The 18,964-nt window shown below is 67.0% G+C and carries 21 protein-coding genes and 2 riboswitches; of the genes, 13 read left to right on the forward strand and 8 right to left on the reverse strand.

Features of this window, described 5'->3' with window-relative positions; translation table 11 throughout:
• Positions 1-11: 11 nt before the first annotated feature.
• The 4 genes from GGQ98_RS03020 to GGQ98_RS03035 are packed head-to-tail and all read right to left on the reverse strand — an operon-like array spanning position 12 to position 3,600.
• Positions 12-668, reverse strand: a complete 657-nt coding sequence (locus GGQ98_RS03020) for a CpaD family pilus assembly protein (RefSeq protein WP_184064891.1) — start codon at positions 666-668, stop codon at positions 12-14.
• Positions 669-685: 17 nt separating this feature from the next.
• Complete coding sequence (locus GGQ98_RS03025) at positions 686-2,104, reverse strand: type II and III secretion system protein family protein (RefSeq protein WP_184064894.1); 1,419 nt, start codon at positions 2,102-2,104, stop codon at positions 686-688.
• A 1-nt stretch (position 2,105) separates the two neighbouring features.
• Positions 2,106-3,089 carry a Flp pilus assembly protein CpaB gene (gene cpaB / locus GGQ98_RS03030; protein WP_184064897.1) on the reverse strand — a complete coding sequence of 328 codons (984 nt, stop codon included), beginning with the start codon at positions 3,087-3,089 and terminating at the stop codon, positions 2,106-2,108.
• A gap of 37 nt (positions 3,090-3,126) precedes the next feature.
• Positions 3,127-3,600 carry an A24 family peptidase gene (locus GGQ98_RS03035; protein WP_184064901.1) on the reverse strand — a complete coding sequence of 158 codons (474 nt, stop codon included), beginning with the start codon at positions 3,598-3,600 and terminating at the stop codon, positions 3,127-3,129.
• Positions 3,601-3,650: 50 nt separating this feature from the next.
• Between GGQ98_RS03035 and GGQ98_RS03040 the strand changes: the two genes are divergently transcribed.
• Both GGQ98_RS03040 and GGQ98_RS03045 read left to right on the forward strand, forming a co-directional pair.
• On the forward strand, positions 3,651-4,592 hold the full coding sequence (locus tag GGQ98_RS03040; RefSeq protein WP_184064904.1) for an alpha/beta fold hydrolase: 942 nt from the start codon (positions 3,651-3,653) through the stop codon (positions 4,590-4,592).
• Positions 4,589-5,707 (forward strand): NAD(P)/FAD-dependent oxidoreductase, encoded by a 1,119-nt coding sequence (locus GGQ98_RS03045; protein ID WP_184064907.1) that lies wholly within the window; start codon positions 4,589-4,591, stop codon positions 5,705-5,707. Before GGQ98_RS03040 ends, GGQ98_RS03045 begins: the two co-directional genes overlap by 4 nt.
• A 13-nt stretch (positions 5,708-5,720) precedes the next feature.
• On the opposite strand, the gene rnhA is transcribed toward GGQ98_RS03045, so the two are convergent.
• Genes rnhA through ispH form a run of 3 tightly spaced genes read right to left on the reverse strand, consistent with a single transcriptional unit; the run spans position 5,721 to position 8,081 of the window.
• The gene (gene rnhA, locus GGQ98_RS03050) at positions 5,721-6,179 is read right to left on the reverse strand and encodes a ribonuclease HI (RefSeq protein WP_184064910.1); all 459 of its coding nucleotides are present in this window, start codon (positions 6,177-6,179) and stop codon (positions 5,721-5,723) included.
• The gene (gene thrB / locus GGQ98_RS03055; protein ID WP_184064913.1) at positions 6,176-7,117 is read right to left on the reverse strand and encodes a homoserine kinase; all 942 of its coding nucleotides are present in this window, start codon (positions 7,115-7,117) and stop codon (positions 6,176-6,178) included. Before thrB ends, rnhA begins: the two co-directional genes overlap by 4 nt.
• Before the next feature lie 4 nt (positions 7,118-7,121).
• Positions 7,122-8,081: a 4-hydroxy-3-methylbut-2-enyl diphosphate reductase gene (ispH, locus tag GGQ98_RS03060; protein WP_184064916.1), complete on the reverse strand. Its 960-nt coding sequence runs from the start codon at positions 8,079-8,081 to the stop codon at positions 7,122-7,124.
• Between the two features lie 113 nt (positions 8,082-8,194).
• On the opposite strand from ispH, the gene GGQ98_RS03065 reads away from it, so the two are divergent.
• The 6 genes from GGQ98_RS03065 to gcvPB all read left to right on the forward strand — a co-directional run bounded on the left by GGQ98_RS03065 (position 8,195) and on the right by gcvPB (position 14,320).
• Entirely contained in the window at positions 8,195-8,812 is a 618-nt protein-coding gene (locus tag GGQ98_RS03065; protein WP_341534119.1) for a hypothetical protein, read from the forward strand.
• Positions 8,813-8,886: 74 nt separating this feature from the next.
• A riboswitch (glycine riboswitch) is annotated at positions 8,887-8,981 on the forward strand.
• A gap of 2 nt (positions 8,982-8,983) precedes the next feature.
• Positions 8,984-9,090: riboswitch (glycine riboswitch) on the forward strand.
• Positions 9,091-9,137: 47 nt separating this feature from the next.
• A complete protein-coding gene (gcvT, locus tag GGQ98_RS03070; protein ID WP_184064920.1) occupies positions 9,138-10,253 on the forward strand; it encodes a glycine cleavage system aminomethyltransferase GcvT in 1,116 nt (371 codons plus the stop codon).
• Positions 10,253-10,624, forward strand: a complete 372-nt coding sequence (gcvH, locus tag GGQ98_RS03075) for a glycine cleavage system protein GcvH (RefSeq protein ID WP_184064922.1) — start codon at positions 10,253-10,255, stop codon at positions 10,622-10,624. Before gcvT ends, gcvH begins: the two co-directional genes overlap by 1 nt.
• A gap of 4 nt (positions 10,625-10,628) precedes the next feature.
• Positions 10,629-11,390, forward strand: a complete 762-nt coding sequence (locus tag GGQ98_RS03080) for a class I SAM-dependent methyltransferase (RefSeq protein WP_184064924.1) — start codon at positions 10,629-10,631, stop codon at positions 11,388-11,390.
• 3 nt (positions 11,391-11,393) lie between these two features.
• The gene (gene gcvPA, locus GGQ98_RS03085) at positions 11,394-12,764 is read left to right on the forward strand and encodes an aminomethyl-transferring glycine dehydrogenase subunit GcvPA (RefSeq protein ID WP_184064926.1); all 1,371 of its coding nucleotides are present in this window, start codon (positions 11,394-11,396) and stop codon (positions 12,762-12,764) included.
• Entirely contained in the window at positions 12,758-14,320 is a 1,563-nt protein-coding gene (gene gcvPB / locus GGQ98_RS03090) for an aminomethyl-transferring glycine dehydrogenase subunit GcvPB (protein WP_184064928.1), read from the forward strand. Before gcvPA ends, gcvPB begins: the two co-directional genes overlap by 7 nt.
• Positions 14,321-14,441: 121 nt before the next feature.
• Here the strand turns inward: gcvPB and GGQ98_RS03095 are convergent, their stop codons facing one another.
• Positions 14,442-15,263, reverse strand: a complete 822-nt coding sequence (locus GGQ98_RS03095; protein ID WP_184064930.1) for a hypothetical protein — start codon at positions 15,261-15,263, stop codon at positions 14,442-14,444.
• A 143-nt stretch (positions 15,264-15,406) separates the two neighbouring features.
• Between GGQ98_RS03095 and GGQ98_RS03100 the strand changes: the two genes are divergently transcribed.
• From GGQ98_RS03100 to queA, 5 genes are all read left to right on the forward strand, one after another.
• Positions 15,407-15,658 (forward strand): exodeoxyribonuclease VII small subunit, encoded by a 252-nt coding sequence (locus GGQ98_RS03100; protein ID WP_184064932.1) that lies wholly within the window; start codon positions 15,407-15,409, stop codon positions 15,656-15,658.
• An 8-nt stretch (positions 15,659-15,666) separates the two neighbouring features.
• Positions 15,667-16,563 carry a farnesyl diphosphate synthase gene (locus GGQ98_RS03105; protein ID WP_184064935.1) on the forward strand — a complete coding sequence of 299 codons (897 nt, stop codon included), beginning with the start codon at positions 15,667-15,669 and terminating at the stop codon, positions 16,561-16,563.
• 22 nt (positions 16,564-16,585) lie between these two features.
• Positions 16,586-17,080, forward strand: coding sequence for a pantetheine-phosphate adenylyltransferase (coaD, locus tag GGQ98_RS03110; RefSeq protein WP_184064938.1), 495 nt, complete (start codon positions 16,586-16,588; stop codon positions 17,078-17,080).
• A gap of 65 nt (positions 17,081-17,145) precedes the next feature.
• Positions 17,146-17,919, forward strand: coding sequence for a peptidylprolyl isomerase (locus GGQ98_RS03115; protein ID WP_279380210.1), 774 nt, complete (start codon positions 17,146-17,148; stop codon positions 17,917-17,919).
• Position 17,920: 1 nt separating this feature from the next.
• Positions 17,921-18,946: a tRNA preQ1(34) S-adenosylmethionine ribosyltransferase-isomerase QueA gene (gene queA / locus GGQ98_RS03120; protein WP_184064941.1), complete on the forward strand. Its 1,026-nt coding sequence runs from the start codon at positions 17,921-17,923 to the stop codon at positions 18,944-18,946.
• Positions 18,947-18,964: the final 18 nt, after the last annotated feature.

Genomic DNA, 18,964 nt, shown 5'->3' on the forward strand with positions numbered 1-18,964 from the left:
GATCCCCTCGTTTAATTGCTGCCGGCCGTGCCGACGGTGCTCTTCACCTTGTCGGTGCCCTCGGCGGCTTTGCCCCGGTAGGTTTCGATCGCCTTCACCGTGGTGAGCGCATCGGTGCCCGTGTGGGCCTTGCCCGACACCAGATCATTGGCATCGACGACCATCGCCGCGAGATTGCTCTCGCTGGCGCAGCCGTAATTGCTCATCGTCGAGGCTTCGAATTCAGCGTTCGACCCGCGCGTCCAGTCGGGGCAACCCGGAACAGTCGCCGCCGCGCGCATGACGACCACGCGGGCTCCGGCGTTGCCGGCGCCCGGCGTCACCGGCACCTGCTCGCTCAGCAGAAGGCCGTATTCGGCGAGCACGGACGCAATCGCCGCGCGGCGAACGCCCGAACCGCTGCCCTGGTCATCGACGCTGACGCGGTCGCCGTAGCGCACGCCGATGCCGTCGAACCATTCCGACAGCGATTTGCGCTGTTCGCCGGAAAGACCGTCGGACCCCGCATAGCCGAGATCGTGAACAAGGATCGTCTGCGTGACGAGCGGCGCCTTTGCCGACGCCATTCCAGGATTGGGCATGCTGCCGCCGCAGGCGCCGAGCGCGAGCGACGAGGCAAGAAGGGTAGCAGCCGCGAGGCGGCGCATGGTGATGGTCTTCATGGTCATTGTGCCCTTCCCATCCATCAATTGTTAGAGAAGCCGGGCGCGGCGGCGCCGGTGACTGCCGACGGGGCGGCAACCTTCGCTTCTGCGACCGGCGCCTTGGCGCCCTTGAACGTCTTGCCGAGCAGCCAGCGTTCCGCATCGTTGGGAACGGCAAGCCCGTCCGTCGGCAGCGTGAGACGCGTGTTGGACGGCTTGACGAGATAGGGGGTCACGATGATGACCAGCTCGGATTCGTCGCGCGCGTAGCGATCGGACTTGAACAGCGCGCCGAGGATCGGAAGATTGCCGAGCAGCGGCGTCTTCTCCTGCGTCGTGCCGACACGGTTCCTGAGCAGGCCGGCGATCATGAAGCTCTGGCCCGAGCCGAGCTCGACGGAGGTTTCGGCCCGGCGCGTGGTGAGCGCGGGGATCGAGATGTTGTCGAGACGAATGGCGCCTGCTTCGGAAAGTTCCGACACTTCAGGGCGAACGCGCAGGCTGATGCGGCCGCCGTCGAGCACGGTCGGCGTGAAGGCGATGCCGACACCGTATTCCTTGAATTCGACGCTGATGCCGCCGTTGCCGTCGCTGACCGCGATCGGGAACTCGCCGCCCGCGAGGAAGCTGGCGGTTTCGCCCGAAAGCGCCGTGAGGTTCGGTTCGGCCAGAAGGGATACGAGACCGTCCTGTTCAAGCGCGTCGATTGCGGCGCCGACGTCCAGCCCGAACAACGAGGCGACGCCGCCGATCGTGGTGGAGCCGGAGTTTTGATTGAGCGTCCACGATCCCGCAGCCGCATCATATGTGAGCGCCCCGGTGCCGCGTCCGCGCGCCATGCCGAACAGGAAGCCGCCGGTATTGTCGATCGTCGTCAGGTTGAGGCCGAGTTCCTTCACCAGGCTGCGGCTGACCTCGGCGAATTTCACGCGGAGGTTGACCTGCGCGGGCGTTGCCGTCTGCAGCTTGTTGACGATGGCCTGGCCTTCGCCCACGAAGGTCTTGACGAGGCGTGTCGCCTCCTCGACCTCTTCGGGATTGGCGACGGTGCCGGTGAGCAGCGTCATGCCGTTCATCGAATTGACCGTGATCGCAGCGCCGGGCATCGCAAGGCCCAGCATCGTGCGGATCTGATCGATGTTCTGCGCGACGCGGACGTTCGCGGAATAGACGATGCGCCCGGCGCCGTCCGTGGCGTAGATCGTCGTTTCACCCGCGCCCACGCCGTAGACGTAGAGCAGGCGATCGGAGCGAACCTGGACGTCGGCGATTTTCTGGTTGGCGACGAACACGTCGCTCATCGAGCGTTCGAGCCGGATCAGCGTGCCCTTGTTGACGCCCACGTTGAGCGAGGACGACGCCGACGTGATCGTCGTGTCCTGCGCCTGTGTCGCGGGCGTGGCCGCTACGGCCAGCGACAATGCGGCGGTGCAGCCGCACAGGATTGCCTTGAGCTTCATGTTATTCTGCCCCCACAGAAACTTCGGTGGTCTTGTTGCCGCGGAACACACGGACGCTCGGGCCCGCAGGTTTGCCGGACTTCACGGCCACCGGACGCGGATCGAGGTTGGACGCGAAACGCGAGACCTCGCCGCCGGTGGTGAACGACGGATTGCGGTCGTTCGGCTGCATCTGGATCGCGATCTGCATATGCTTTTCCTGCGTCGCGTTCAGATCGTCGCCGACCTCAACTTCGCCGGTCGCGATCATCTGCTCCAGCTCCTGCGTATTTTCCGCAAGCGGACGCAGGCTGAGCGAAATCTGGCCGAGCGTCTGCGCGACGGCGATCTTCTCGACGAACTTCGGCGGCACTTCGAACGTCACGGTGCGGCCGGTCTTGGGACCGGAGCCTTCGCCGCCGAGTTCGTTTGTGCGCTGATCGATGGCGAGCACGCGGACGTTGCGCATCATGGTTTCGGAAACACGCAGCGACGGCGCCGGCGTGCCTTCCTCGGTATCACCCTGATAGCTGACGCCGTGCGTGAGAATCATGTCGACGCGGTCGCCCGGAAACACGAAGCCGGCGACGCCGCTCTCCGCATTGATCGACACGGTGACGGCGCGCATGCCGGGTGTGAGTGCCGCAGCGAGGAACCCGCGCTCGCCCGGCCCGACGATCGAGCCCTTGGTGAGCGGCTGTCCGGCCGGAACCGAAACACGCACGACCTTGCCGGTGAGGCTTTCGAGATTGGTCTCGCCCTCGAGATAATAGACGTTCTCGACGAGATCCTTCGGCCACGGCTGGAGCTTGAACATCTCCTGCGTGAGGATGGTGCCGAGCGGCAGCGGCTTTGTCGCGACGAGCACTTTCGGGCCCTTCTGTTCGACTTCGCCTGCCTGCACCTGCGGCGCACCGCCATCGCTGACCAGCGCGCGTACGAAGAAGGCCGAGATACCCGCTACGACGAGCGCCCCGACCAGCAATATCAGCTTCTTTACGTCCATGACCCCAGTTGCCTCCAGGCGAAAACCCCTGCGTGCACTATCCCGCGAATTGCTTAACAATCGGTTCGCCAAGCGCGATGAAGGTCGCAAGGCAGATAGCGCAGCCGTATGGAACCTCCGGTTCCCCCTCTTTTTTGCGCCGCCGATGCCATACGAGATAGGCAAGCGTGAGCACGCCGCCGATGATCGACATGATCACCAGCATCCGCAGATAGGGGATAGCCGGGAGCCAGAGTGCGAGCGCGGTGAGGAGTTTGACATCCCCTCCGCCCATGGCGCCCAGCGCGAAGATTCCGGCGAAAACGGCGAATACGCCAACAGCAAGCAACACCTGCCAGCCGACGAGCGGCCAAAGCGCCTCGCCGGATCCCAACCAGAATGGAATGGCAAGCAGCGCGACGGCGATGTTGACGGTATTCGGAATGATACGCCGGGTTACGTCGCTGTAGATGACGTAGACGAGCAGCGCGAAAAGCACTGCGACGCAAATGATCTGAAGAGCCCCGGCCATGAGGACACGGTCCTAGACGTCATCACTGAAAAAAACGTAACCATGCGCGCGTGACGCCGAACCCGCCCCACGATGATGCGCTGATCCGGCGCCGTTCGCTGCCTCCGGGCGCCCGCTGCGCGGACTGGACCGCCGCCGACGGGTGGCGAATCCGCACGGTGATGTGGCCGCCGGCACCCGGCAAACCCTCGATCCTGTTTCTGAACGGGCGCGCCGATTTCATCGAGAAATATTCCGAGAGTTACTGGCACTGGCGCAGCCGCGGCTACGGGCTGATGACGTTCGACTGGCGGGGTCAGGGCGCGTCGGGTCGGTTTCCGGCAGGGGCGGGAAACTCTTTCGACGCCTGGCTCGCGGACCTCGACGGGCTTGCCGACAGCGCGGCGGAATGTCTGAGCGGCCCGCTGGTGCTTGCCGCGCACAGCATGGGCGGCCACCTCGCGCTCCGGCATCTCGCGGCAGGTGGCACGCGGCATTATCGGCGGGCCGTGCTGTTCGCGCCGATGGCGGGCATCGCGGCGCACGGCATTCCGCAACGCGTTCTCGCGTGGCTAGCACGCGCACGCGTGCAAGCCGGTGCGGGCGACACCTATCCGCCCCTGCAGGGCCCCTATGGAGAGCGCACGCGCTCCGTACGCCGCCAGCGCATCCTGACCGGCGACCCCGCGCGGTTTGCCGATGAGGCGTGGTGGATCGACAAAGATCCGCAGCTTGCTTTCGGCGGCGCGAGCTGGCGCTGGCTGTTCGAGGCATCGGCATCGTGCGACAAGCTCGCGGCGCGCGGCGTTCCCGAAGCGATCAAACTGCCGATCGATGTGTTCATCGGCGAGAACGAGCAGCTGGTTGATGCGGCTGCCGCGCGGCGGCTCGTTCAGCGGTTGCCGCAGGGGCGGCTCCACGTCATTGCAGGCGCCGCGCACGAACTGCTGCGCGAGCGTAGCCCTGTGCAGGACAGCGTGCTCGCGGCGGTCGACGGGTTGGTGGGGTTATGACGGATCGGTACGACGTTGTCGTTGTGGGGGCGGGCATCGCGGGCGCGAGCCTTGCGTGGTTTCTGAGCCGGCAGGCATCCGTTCTGCTGATCGAGGCGGAAACCCATCCGGGTCTGCACAGCACCGGGCGATCGGCCGCCTTCTTCGCCGAAACCTACGGCGGGCCGGGTGTGCAGCCGCTGACGACCGCGTCGAAGGCGTTCCTCCTCCAGCCTGCGGCGGGTTTCGCGGAGGGCCCGCTCGTGACGCCGCGCGGCGCGCTTCACATCGCGGCATCGGACGCGCAGGGCGCGCTCGATCGCCTGGAACGCACGTTTCGCGCCACCGGCATCGCCATAGAGCGCCTCGACGCCGACGCGGCAGAAGCGCGCGCGCCCTTGCTTGCACCAGCATGGCGGAAAAGCGCCGTTTGGGATCCGGAATGCACCGATATCGAAGTGGCCCGCCTGCATCAGGCGTTCCTGGCAGGCGCACGGCGGCGCGGCGCGGCGCTCGTCACCGACGCCCGCGTTCACGGGCTGGACCGCAGCGGCGGGCGCTGGCGGATCGAAACCCGCGCAGGGCGCTTTGAAGCCGACATCGTGGTGAATGCGGCCGGAGCGTGGGCGGACGAAATCGCAGTTCTGGCGGGCGCGAGGCCGCTCGCCGTGCAGCCGCTGAGACGCACGATGGTCGTGGCCGACCTCGGCGAACCCGTGAACCCGGACCTGCCGGTCGTGTTCGACGTGGAAGGCCGCTTTTACTTCAAGCCGGACGCCGGGATGATGTGGGTGAGCCCCCACGACGAAACGCCCGCACCGGCAAGTGACGTGCAGCCCGAGGAAATCGATATCGCCGTCGCGGTCGATCGCTTCGAGGATGCGACGACCGCCAGGGTGCGGCGCGTGGCGCGGTCGTGGGCGGGGCTGCGCAGCTTCGCGCCGGACAGACTGCCGGTTTACGGCTTCGCGGCGGACGCGCCGGGTTTCTTCTGGTGCGCCGGTCAGGGCGGCTTCGGCGTCCAGACCTCTCCGGCGGCGGGCGCCATGGCGGCGGCATTGATAACGGACACCGCGTGGAGCGCGCCGGGCGTCGATCCAGAGCGCTATGCGCCCGGGCGTTTCCGGGACAAATAGTAAGCGGGACCGATCAGATGTCGGCCGCCGCCCTCATCTCCGCAATGGCGAGATTCGCCAGCATGTCGGCGCGTTCGTTCTCGGGGTGGCCGCTGTGGCCTTTCACCCACTGCCAGTCGATGCTGTGCGGGGCGGCCGCAGCGATCAGCGCCTGCCAGAGATCGGCGTTCTTCACGGGCTTGCGATCGGCCGTCCGCCAACCGTTTCGTTGCCACCCGTGAATCCACTTGGTGATCCCGTCGCGCACGTAAACCGAATCCGTGGACAGGATCACGGTGCAGGGGCGCTTCAACGCCTTCAGCGCCTCGATCGCAGCCGTGAGTTCCATGCGGTTGTTGGTTGTGAGCGATTCTGCGCCCATCAGTTCCCGCTCGCTGCCTTTCGCGCGGAGCAGGGCGCCCCAGCCGCCCGGGCCGGGATTGCCCTTGCACGCGCCGTCGGTGAACACTTCGACGTCGGGGGCGGCGCTCATTGCGCCTCGCGAAGGTGCCGGAGCCGCCGCGCGAACGCCATGGGATCCTTGCGGGTGACGAGGGCGTCGGCAGGCGTGTTCAGCCAGTCCCACGCGCGGGTCAGCAGAAAGCGAAGCGCTGCGGCGCGCTGCAGGACGGGCATCACCGCCGCTTCGGCCTCGCTGATGGGGTGGGCCGCCCGATAGCCTGCCTGCAAGGCTTCGGCGCGCTCCGGATAGAACACGGCCCCGTCGTTGCTGAAGCACCAGGCGCCGTGCATCACGGCAAGATCATAGGCGCGCGCATCGGTGCAGGCGAAATAGAAGTCGATGATGCCGGTCACCGTTTCGCCGAGCGCGAGAACATTATCGGGAAACAGGTCGGCATGGATCGTCGCCTGCGGCAGATCGGCAGGCCAGTGCGCGGCCTGAAACGCCATTTCGCTTTCGATGAGCGCTGCAAGCGCCGGATCGATCTCGTCCGCGCGCGGCAGGCATTGCGCGCCCAGCTTCAGCCGCCCCTCATGCCCGAGCGCGTTGGCGCGTATGTCTTTGAAATCCGCCGTCACGGCATGCAGGCGCCCGAGCGCTTCGCCCGCTGCGCGGCACAGCGCGGGAGTCGGTTCCGTCACGGAAATGCCCGTCAGGAACTCGATCACGCACGCCGGTCGGCCCGCAAGATCCTGCAGCGCCGCGCCCTCCCGGTCTTCGATCGGGCGCGGCACGGGCAGCCCGCCCTCTGCGGCGTGACGCATCAGCGCGAGGAAATAGGGGAGATCGGCGGTGTCGACCCGCTTTTCGTAGAGCGTCAGGATGTAGCGCCCGCGCGTGGTATCGATCAGATAGTTGGAATTCTCGACGCCCTCGGCGATGCCCTTGGCCGCAACCAGATCGCCGATATCGTAGCGTGCGATGAAGACAGCCAGCGTCTCGCCGGGAACATGCGTGTAAACCGCCACCGAATTACTCCGAGAGTACGCGCGGCAGCTTGAAGGCGACGTCCTCCACCGCAGTCGATATCTGCTCGACACTGAGCACACACCGCTTGCCGAGGGCCTCCAGAAGTTCCTGCACCAGCACTTCGGGCGCGGACGCTCCGGCGGAGATGCCGACGGTGTTCGCACCGTCCAGCCATGCCCAATCGAGTTCGGCGGCACGCTGGACGAGATAGGCGCGCGCGCCGCACCGCTCCGCCACTTCACGCAGGCGAAGCGAATTGGAGGAATTGGGCGCGCCGATGACGAATACGACGTCGCAGTCTCCCGCAATCGCCTTCACGGCATCCTGCCGGTTGGAGGTCGCGTAGCAGATGTCCTCGCCGCGCGGCGCCTGAATTTCCGGGAAACGGCGGCGCAGCGCATCGACGATCGCGTGCGTATCATCCACCGAGAGCGTCGTCTGCGTGAGGAAAGCAAGGCGCGACGTGTCTGCGAATACCGCGCTTTCCGCGTCCTCGATGGTTTCCACCAGCGTCATCGCGCCTTCGGGCACCTGTCCGAACGTACCGATCACCTCGGGATGCCCGGCGTGGCCGACGAAGATGATGTGCCGCCCCTGCTCGATCAGCCGCTCGGCCTGCCGGTGAACCTTGGACACGAGCGGGCAGGTCGCATCGACATAGACCATCTTGCGCGCCTCGGCCGCCTTCGGCACGCTTTTCGCCACGCCGTGCGCCGAAAAGATCACCGGCACATCCTCCGGCACTTCGTCCAGTTCCTCGACGAAGACGGCGCCCTTGGCGCGCAGGCTATCGACGACGAAGCGGTTATGGACGATTTCGTGGCGCACATAGACGGGCGCGCCCCACTTTTCGAGCGCAAGCTCGACGATGCGAATCGCGCGGTCCACACCCGCGCAGAAGCCGCGCGGGCCTGCGACGAGCACGCGGAGCGGTCGCTTCAGTTCTGGATCAATGTCAGCCATAACGGCGCTTCCTCTACGCGATTGCTTGCCGCTTCAAAAGCCGCTTCCTATAGAGACGGACGACAGGGGCGCCAGAGGGCGTCTTTAGCCCGATGCGGGAAGGACCGTCACACGTGCGCCAGTTTTTCGTTGTTGTCCCTGCGCTCCTCATTCTGGCGGCCTGCGGCGGCGGCAATCCGCTGAAGATCACGCGCAGCCCCTGCCCGGCAGCCGGAACGCTGCAATATGCAAGCGACGTGACGCTGTTTTCGCCCGAGACAAGCCGGGACGCGAGCGCGATCGACGTGACCGCCGCGATCACCAACGTGCGCGCCACGTGCGCCGAATCGGCCGACAGGCTGAACAGTCAGCTCAGCTTCGACGTCGTCGCGCAGCGCACGAACGCCGGCGGCGCACGCGATGTGACCCTGCCCTATTTCGCCGTGGTGCTGCGCGCAGGCGATCAACTGCTGTCGAAACAGATCGGCAGCGTGACCCTGCGCTTCGAGGACGGACAGCTTCGCACCCGCACGACCGGCTATGCGCGCAGCGATATCAGCCGCGCCGCCGCCTCGCTGCCCGAAAACATCACCCGCGAGATCAACCGCGAGCGCAAACCCGGCGACGCCGATGCCGCGATCGACCCGCTCGCCGCCCCCGAAGCCCGCGCCGCGCTGCGCAACGCCAGCTTCGAACTGCTGGTGGGCTTCCAGCTCGACGACGCAGCGCTCGCCTACAACGTCGGGAAGTGAAGCCGCGGGCCTGATCGCCGTTGACAGAATCCCTGCCGCCCCGCATTGAGGCCGTGCCGTCGGTGCTCCGGCACCGGTGACGCGCGGGAGAGTCCGCATTCTTCGGGATGCGGCGCCGAAGGAGCAACCGCCCCCGGAATCTCTCAGGCCAACGGACCGCGCGGCCACCTTGTACGGCGCTCTGGAAAGCGGATGCGCCTTCGGGTTCATCCCACCGACGGGGTAAGCACGAGCTCGGCTCGCGCGAAACTCTCAGGTTCCGTGACAGATGGGGGCGGCCCGCAGCGGCTTTGCTTCGGGAATCTGTGTCACGAACGGAGCCTTGATGTCCCATTCCGATGAAGCCGCGCTGGCATTGCCGCTCGACGCCCTGCACCGCGAACTCGGCGCCCGCATGGTGCCCTTCGCGGGCTATGCGATGCCCGTGCAGTTCGACGGCATCATGGCCGAGCACAACTGGACGCGGGAAAGCGCGGGCCTGTTCGATGTCAGCCACATGGGCCAGCTCGAATTCCGCGGGGACGGCGTCGCGGCGGCGCTTGAGGCGCTGATGCCAGGCGATTTCCTTGCGCTGCGCGAGAACCGCATGCGCTATTCACTGCTGCTCGATACCAACGGCGGCATCATCGACGACCTGATGGTGACGAATCGCGGCGATCATTTCTATGTCGTGGTGAACGGCGCCACCAAGCATGGCGACATCGCCTGCATGATGACGCACTTGCCCGCAGCGGTGTCTCTGCGCCACCGCACCGATCTGGCGCTCCTCGCGCTGCAGGGTCCGAAGGCGGCGGATGCGCTCTCCCGGCTTGCCGGTGAGGTCTCTACGCTGGTGTTCATGCGCGCGGGCGCCTTTCGTATCGAAGGCATCGACGTGTGGGTCAGCCGATCGGGCTACACGGGCGAGGACGGGTTCGAGATTTCCGTGGCGGCGGACCATGCCGAAACGGTGGCGCGCGCGCTTCTCGCGCAGCCCGAAGTGAGGCCGATCGGCCTCGGTGCGCGCGATTCGCTGCGCCTCGAGGCGGGCCTGCCGCTCTACGGCCACGACCTTTCCACCGCCTCGACACCGATCGAGGCCGACCTCGCCTTCGCCGTTTCCAAGCGCCGCAAGATGGAAGGCGGCTTCCCCGGCGCCGAGCGCGTGCTTGGCCAGCTGCTGAACGGCGCGGCGGTGAAGCGCATCGGGCTTCGCGTCGAGGGCAAGCTCCCGGCGCGCGAGGGCGCGGAAATCTTCGCAGGCGATACCAAGGTCGGCGTCATCACCTCGGGCGGCTTCGCGCCCAGCGTGGGTGCGCCGATTGCGATGGGCTACGTCTCGGCCGACCACGCCGCCGACGGCACCGCGCTCGAAATCGATGTTCGCGGCCGGCGCATCGCCGCCCTCGCCGCGCCCATGCCGTTTGTTCCGCACCGTTACGTCAGACAGGGAGGCCAGTGATGACCGTCTATTATTCGAAAGAACACGAGTGGGTCAGTGTCGACGGCGACACCGCGACCGTGGGCATCACCGATTATGCGCAGGGCCAGCTCGGCGACGTCGTGTTCGTCGAGCTTCCCGCCGTCGGCAAGGCGCTGGTGCAGGGCAAGGACGCCGCCGTCGTCGAATCGGTGAAGGCCGCGAGCGAGGTCTACGCGCCGATCTCCGGTACGGTCACCGAGGGCAATGACGCGCTCGAAGCCGATCCCGCGCTCGTCAACACGGCGGCGGAAACCGACGGCTGGTTCTTCCGCATGAGCGTCGGCGATCCGGCGGAGCTTTCCGGCCTGATGGACGCGGACGCCTACGCAGCGTTCTGCGCGGACCTCTAGAGCAATGGCACGGCAGCATAATTTCGATCCCGCAGCGTACGCCGCCCACGCGGCGTTCGTACCTGCGCTCGGCGCTGCCGTGCTGACTCTGCTGGCGCCGAAGCCGGGGCAGCGCATTCTCGATCTCGGCTGCGGCGACGGCGTGCTGACGCAGAAGCTGGTCGAGGCGGGCGCAAGCGTGCTCGGCACCGACTCCGATCCGGCGATGATCGCAGCGGCGCGGATGAAGGGCCTCGATGCCGAGGTGATGGACGGGCAGCGGCTGACGTTCGACGCCGAATTCGATGCCGTGTTCTCGAACGCGGCGCTGCACTGGATGCCCGATACCGCCGCCGTTTTCGCCGGGGTGTACCGCGCGCTGAAGCCGGGCGGGCGGTTCGTCGCCGAGTGTGGCGGCTTCGGCAACATCGCGGCGATCCGTGCCGCGTTGCGCGGCATCCTGAAGGCGCGCGGCTATGCCGTGCCGGGGCACGAGGATCAGGTCTACATGACCGCGGCGCAAGCGCGGACCGCATTGGAGGCGGCCGGGTTCGCGGTTGAGGCGTGCGACATCATCCCGCGCCAGACCCCGCTCGCCAGCGGCATGGCGGCGTGGCTCACGACGTTTCGTACGGGCTTTCTCGACGTGCTCAAGGTCACGGACAGCGACCGGCAGGCAGTGATCGACGAGACCGTCGAACTTCTCCGTCCCATCCTCTGCGATGCGGACGGCAACTGGATTGCGGATTACGTGCGGCTGCGCTTCGCGGCCACAAAACCGGAGTAGCGAATGCGATACCTGCCCCTTACTGCCGACGACCGCACCGCGATGCTTGGGCGCATCGGCGCACCCGGCGTCGACGATCTGTTCCGCGACGTTCCCGCCGCCGCGCGGCTTTCCGGCCCCGTCGAGGGCCTGCCGCTGCACATGAGCGAGATGGAGGTGGAGCGCGCGCTTTCGGCGATGGCGCGGAAGAACCTGACCGCGACGCACGTGCCCTTCTTCCTCGGCTGCGGCGCGTACAAGCACCATGTGCCGGCGAGCGTCGATCACCTGATCCAGCGCGGCGAGTTCCTGACCAGCTACACGCCCTATCAGCCCGAGATCGCGCAGGGCACGCTGCAGTATCTGTTCGAATTCCAGACGCAGGTCGCGCGGCTGACCGGCATGGATGTGGCGAACGCCTCGATGTACGACGGCTCGACCGCCTGCGTGGAGGCAATCTTCATGGCGCGGCGCGTCACACGCCGGGCGAAGGCGCTGCTCTCGGCGGGGCTGCACCCGCATTATGTCGCGGTCGCGAAGACGCTGACGCACTTTACCGACGACGCGGTGGTGGCCTCTGTGCCGACGCTGACGGAAGGCGCGCCGGGCGACGATGTTGCGGCGCTCATCGCGGCGATCGACGATGAGACGAGCTGCGTCGTCGTGCAGAACCCCAACCTCTTCGGCCATGTCGCCGATCTGTCGGAGCTTGCGGCGCGCTGCCACGAGAAGGGTGCGCTGCTGATCGCTGTGGTGACGGAAGCGGTCGCGTTCGGCGCGGTCCGCTCGCCCGGCGCGATGGGCGCCGATATCATGGTCGGCGAAGGCCAGTCGATCGGCGGCGGGCTGAGCTTCGGCGGGCCGTACCTCGGCCTCTTCGCGTGCAATCACAAGCATGTCCGCCAGATGCCGGGGCGGCTCTGCGGCGAGACGGTGGACGCGGAAGGCAAGCGCGGCTTCGTGCTGACGCTTTCGACGCGCGAGCAGCATATCCGCCGCGAGAAGGCGACCTCGAACATCTGCACCAACTCGGGCCTCATCAGCCTTGCCTTCACCATCCACATGAGTCTGCTCGGCGAGAAGGGGCTGCGCGATCTTGCGGCGCTCAATCACGCGCGCGCCGTGCAGGTGGCGGAACGGCTGGGGGCGATACCGGGCGTGACGCTGCTGAACGGGCCGTTCTTCAACGAGTTCACGCTGGCGCTGCCGGTGGAGGCGCGGCCCGCGATGCGGCGCATGGCGGACGCGGGCGTGCTCGGCGGTGTCGCGCTCGGGCGGCTCTATCCGGGGGAGACTGCCCTCGCCAATGGGGTCGTCGTCGCCGTGACCGAGACGCAGACCGAGGACGATGTAGACGAACTTGTCGCAGCGTATGAGGAGGCCGTGTCATGCTGAACCGCACAGGTCGTGAGACGGCGCCGGGAACGGCCGAAGCGCAGGCGGATACTTTCACCGGCAACCGGGGCCTTGCGCTTGAAGAGCCCCTGATCTTCGAGATCGGCGACAACGCGCGCACCGGCGTCGACCTGCCCGCGCCGCCCAAGGTCGCATCGCGGCTCGGCGGGCTGGAGCGCGAGGCGATCGGGCTTCCCGGCCTGTCGGAACCCGAGGTCGTGCGCCACTACACGCGGCTCAGCCGCCAGAACTTCGCGATCGACATGGGGCTTTTCCCGCTCGGTTCGTGCACGATGAAGCACAATCCGCGCCTCAACGAGAAGATGGCGCGCCTGCCGGGTTTCTCGGACATCCACCCGCTGCAGCCGGTGGACAGCGTGCAGGGCGCGCTCGAACTCATCGACAGCCTCGCGCACTGGCTGAAGACGCTGACGGGGATGCCCGAGGTCGCCATGAGCCCGAAGGCGGGCGCGCACGGCGAGCTGTGCGGGATGCTCGCGATCCGCGCGGCGCACGAGGCGCGCGGCGAGGCGCGCAAGGTGGTTCTGGTTCCCGAATCGGCGCACGGCACCAACCCGGCGACGGCGGCTTTTTGCGGCTATGAGGTGGAGAACATCCCGGCGACACCCGCCGGACGGGTCGACCTTTCGGCGCTGAAGGCGCGGCTCGGGCCGGACGTGGCGGCGGTGATGATCACCAACCCTAACACCTGCGGGCTCTTCGAGCCCGAGATGATCGCGATTTCGCAGGCCGTCCACGCGGCGGGCGCTTACGTCTACTGCGACGGCGCCAATTTCAACGCCATCGTCGGCAAGGTCCGCCCCGGCGACCTGGGCATCGACGCCATGCACATCAACCTCCACAAGACCTTCTCGACGCCGCACGGCGGCGGCGGGCCGGGCGCGGGGCCGGTGGTGTTTTCGGCGGCGCTCGCGCCGTTCGCGCCGCTGCCGTTCGTGCGCCACACCGGCACGCACTTCGAACTGGTCGAGGAGGAGCAGGCGCACGGCGGCGACGCGCATGCGAAAAGTTTCGGCCGCATGGTCGCGTTCCACGGCCAGATGGGCATGTTCGTGCGCGCGCTCAGCTACATCATGAGCCACGGCGCCGACGGCCTGCGACAGGTCGCCGAGGACGCGGTGCTGAATGCGAACTACGTGCTGCGCAGCCTCGACGACGTGATGACGGCGCCGTTCGGGGCGTCCGGCCCGTGCATGCACGAAGCGCTGTTCGACGACGGCTTCCTGGAAGGCACCGGGGTTTCCACGCTCGACATCGCCAAGGCGCTGATCGACGAGGGCTATCACCCGATGACGATGTACTTCCCGCTCGTCGTCCACGGCGCGATGCTGATCGAACCCACCGAAACCGAGAGCAAGGCGGCGCTCGACCAGTTCATCGCCACGCTGCGGCATCTGGTGGCGCGCGCAAAGGCGGGCGAGGCGGATTACTTCAGGACCGCGCCCTATTTCGCCCCCCGCCGCCGCCTGGATGAGACGCTGGCGGCACGAAAACCGGTGCTGAGCTGGACGCCGGAGAGCATCGCGGCCGAGTAGTATCTCGAAGCCCCTCTCCTTCAGGGGAGGGGTTGGGGTGGGGCAGTGCCGCTTCTCCAACGCCGGGCTTGAGGATACGCCCCACCCCCGGCCCCTCCCCTGAAGAGGAGGGGGGAAAGTGCTAACCCTCCGGGTCGGCGGTGAATTCGCTGAAGCGCCAGCCTTCGGCGCCTTGATCGAAGTAGAAGGCGTAGGGCGCGCAGAATACGGCGAAGCGATTGTCTTCGGGTTGCGGCTGCGCTCTGCCCATGCATTCGCGGACGGTCGGGGTGAACAGGCCCATCCAGATCGAATCGAAGCGGTCGGCAGTGAGTTTCCGGCCTTCGAAGAGGAACGGAAAGCGGGTCAGCGCCTTGACGGTCGCGGCGTCGCCTGTGGCGGCGGCAGTGGCGAAACGGGTCCAGTCGGCTGCGAACGATGCTACGGCGCCGGGATTGCTCACGGCGGCCGGTTCCAGTTCCAGCTTCAGGATGCGCTTGTCGTCCCACTGTTCGTGGTAGGTGACGCGGGCGCGCATCCCGTTTTCGATGGGAACGGGCGGATCGCCCCGGTTCGTGAAGCTCGCGCCTGATGGCTGGAACCCGCGCCAGTAGCCGAACGTGACGCCGCCGACGGTGAAGCCTTCCCATGTGCGGTAACGATAGCCGATGTCGCCCTGGCTGCGGGCTTCGCGGCGTTCCCGTGTCCAGGCATCGCTGACGATGCCTTCGGCCACCTTGATGTCGCGGCCTTCAGCCATCACGCCCTTCATCGCGTGGTAATCCCAAAGCGGAATGAGCATCACCAGAAACGTGAGCGCGGCGAACACCAGAAGCACCTTCGACCAGCGCTGCGCCTTGCTGCGGCGGCGCCCGATGGCCGCCAGAATGAACAGCGCGAGCGGGATCGCAAAGAACACCCATTCCTCGTAGCGCGTGTTCGCGATGTCGAAGACTGTCTGCATCAATGCGCCTTGCTTGCCCCGCGCCCCTCCGCCGGATGCTGCGGCGTTTGAGTGCGCCGTGCAAGCCATCAGCCCAAAGCCCTGTTGACCGGCGGGCATCGCCCGTCCAAAACGCCCTGCATGGACCGAAGGCAGGGAGTCTGATGACCGGCGCAGATACGGCATCGCTGGATGGGATGAGCTTTGAAGCTGCGCTCGCGCGGCTGGAGAAGATCGTGCACCAGCTCGAGGCCGGCGAGGTCGATCTCGAAGCCTCGATCGGTCTTTACGAACAGGGCCAGCAATTGAAGGCCTTCTGCGAATCGAAGCTGAAGGCGGCGCAGGCCCGCATCGAACTCATTCAGCTCGGCCCCGACGGCGAACCGAAGGGCACGCGGCCCTTCGACACCGAATAGGCGCGCAGGTGTACGCTTCGCTCAGTCTGAAACCCGCGCTCGACGCGATCGGAACCGCGATCGATCAGCGCTTCGACAAACTTCTCCCCGTGCCTTCCGATCCGCGCCGCCGTCTCGTGGAGGCGATGCGCTATGCCGCGATGGGCGGCGGCAAGCGGATGCGCCCCTTGCTCGTGGTGGCATCCTGCGACCTGTTCCATGTCGACAAGGAGCGCGCGCTTCGCGCCGCGATCGCCACCGAATGCGTGCATGTCTACAGCCTCGTCCACGATGATCTGCCGTGCATGGACGACGACGACACGCGGCGCGGCAAGCCGACGCTGCACAAGGCGTTCGACGAGGCGACCGCCGTGCTTGCCGGGGACGCGCTGCAGGCGCTCGCGTTCGAGGTGCTCTCCGACGAGGCCACGCACGAAGACCCCTATGTGCGCTCCGAGCTTGTTCTCGAACTTGCGCGCGCGAGCGGTCCCGGCGGCATGGCGGGCGGGCAGATGATGGACCTCGTCGCCGAGACGGAGACGTTCGACCTGCCGACGACGACGCGGCTTCAGCAATTGAAGACCGGCGCGCTGATCGGGTTTTCGGTGGAGGCCGGCGCGATCATGGGCAAGGCGAACGCCGAAAGCCGAATGAAGCTGCGCGGCTATGCGCGCGATCTCGGCCTCGCCTTCCAGATCGCTGACGATCTGCTCGACGTGGAAGGCGAAAGCAGCCGCACGGGAAAAGCCGTGCGCAAGGACGCAGGCGCGGGCAAGGCGACCTTCGTGTCGCTGTTCGGCATCGAGCGCGCGCGCAAGCAGGCGGAGATGCTGATCGATCAGGCGATCGGACACCTGCACAGCTTCGGCCAGTCCGCCGATCTGCTGCGCGCAATCGCGCGCTTCGCGATCGAACGCGACCGCTAGAACGGCAGCAGGGGGACACATCATGCGCATCGGCGTTTATCCCGGGACGTTCGACCCGATCACGCTCGGCCACATCGACATCATTCGGCGCGGCGCCAAGCTGGTCGACAAGCTGATTATCGGCGTGTCCACCAATCCATCCAAATCGCCGATGTTCACGCTCGACGAACGGCTGGATCAGGTCCGCCGCGAAATCGCGGGGATCGCGAACGGCACGATCGAAGTGGTGTCGTTCAATGCGCTGCTGATGGATTTCGCCGCAAGCCAGAACGCAAGCATGATCGTGCGGGGCCTGCGCGCGGTTGCCGACTTCGAATATGAATACCAGATGGCGGGCATGAACCAGCAGCTGAACAGCGACATAGAGACGGTGTTCCTGATGGCGGACGTCGCGCTTCAACCCATCGCCTCGCGCCTTGTAAAAGAGATCGCCGTGTTCGGCGGGGAAATCATCAAGTTCGTGACCCCGTCGGTCGCGGCGGCGGTGAAGGCGAAGGTCGACGCGGCCAAATCATGATGTTCAGAATGGGTGCAGCCTTTCCGGACTAGGGCGGGCGGCAAGGTGGAAATCGAGGGTTCAGCATGACACGAGTATTGACTGCGCTGATTGCGATGCTGGCGTTCGCGACGGCGATGCCCGCTGCCGCGCAGGAAGCGGGAAAGATGTCGCCGGAGGCGGCGATGAAGGCCCTCGAAACCGCGCCGACAGCGAGCGCAGCAGTCGCCGCAACCGCCGCGCCGACGATTCAGGATCCCGAGAATGTGCTCCATCTCGACCTTTCGACGGGCGGCCGCGTCTCCATTCTGATGCGGCCGGACTTGGCGCCGGGCCATATCGAACGGATCAAGACGCTGGTTCGGCGCGGCTTCTACGACGGCATCATTTTCCACCGCGTGATCGAAGGGTTCATGGCACAGACCGGAGACCCGCAGGGCACCGGCCAGGGCGGCTCCGACCTTCCCGATCTCAAGGCGGAATTCAATGCGCTGCCGCACCTGCGCGGCACGGTTTCGATGGCGCGCACGCAGGAACCCGACAGCGCCAACAGCCAGTTCTTCATCATGTTCATGCCGATGACCGGGACGATGGACGGCAATTACACCGGATGGGGCCGCGTGTTTTCGGGCATGGAATTCGTGGACAAGATCGCGCGCGGCGAACCGCCCGCGACGCCCTCGCGCATCCTGAAGGCCTCGATCGGGGCCGACAACGTGCCGCCCCCTCCCTCGCCGCCCACGGTTGCCGCAACGGCGGTGGAGCCGACTGCGGTTCCCGCGCCCGCCGAGGCTGCGACTCCGGCCCCGGCCGCGACTCCCGCGACTCCGGCACCCGCTCCGGTCCCGCCGCAGAACTGACTTGCGCGTCGACGATTTCGATTTCGCGCTTCCGCAGGATCTGATCGCGCTTCGTCCGGCGAGCCCGCGCGATGCGGCGCGGATGCTGCTTGTGCGGGAGGGCGGGCTGAACGACCACGTCGTGCGCGATCTCCCCGCGCTGCTCGCCCCCGGCGACGTGCTCGTCTTCAACGATACGCGCGTCATCCCCGCGCAGCTTTTCGGCCGCAAGGGCGACGCGAAGATCGGCGTGACGCTGCACAAGCGCGAGGGGCCCTATGAATGGCTCGCCTTCGTGCGCAACGCCAAGCGGCTGAAGCCCGGCGACCGAATCGATTTCGGCGCGGGGCTGGACGGCACCGTGCTGAACAAGGCGGCGGACGGCAGCATCCTGTGGCGCTTCGAATGCGAAGGCCCGCTCGAAGCGGCGCTGCACGGGGCGGGCACCATGCCGCTGCCGCCCTACATCGCGGGAAAGCGCCCCGCCGACGCCCGCGACGCCGAGGATTATCAGACGATGTTCGCGGCGCGCGAGGGCGCGGTCGCCGCGCCGACGGCCGCGCTGCACTTCACGCCCGACCTGATCGCGGCGCTGGATGCGCGCGGGATCGCCCGCGAGACGCTGACGCTGCACGTCGGCGCGGGGACGTTCCTGCCCGTGAAGGTGGACGACACGCGCGACCACCGGATGCACGCCGAATGGGGCGAGGTGAGCCCCGAAGCGGCAGCGCGGCTGAACGCGGCGCGCGCGGCGGGCGGGCGCATCATCGCCGTGGGCACCACGTCGCTGCGCCTTCTGGAGAGCGCCGCGCGCGAGGACGGTGTGATCGCGCCGTTCAGCGGCGACACCGACATCTTCATCACGCCCGGCTACCGCTTCCGCGCCGTGCAGGGCCTGATGACCAACTTCCATCTGCCGCGTTCGACGCTGTTCATGCTGGTGAGCGCGCTTGCGGGACTGGAGACCATGCGCGGCGCATATTCACACGCGATCGCGAACGAATACCGTTTCTATTCCTACGGCGACGCGAGCCTGCTTCTGCCCTGACCGTTTCGCGCGGCGGGC

This window comes from Sphingosinicella soli, assembly GCF_014199685.1.
Taxonomy (GTDB): domain Bacteria; phylum Pseudomonadota; class Alphaproteobacteria; order Sphingomonadales; family Sphingomonadaceae; genus Sphingosinicella; species Sphingosinicella soli.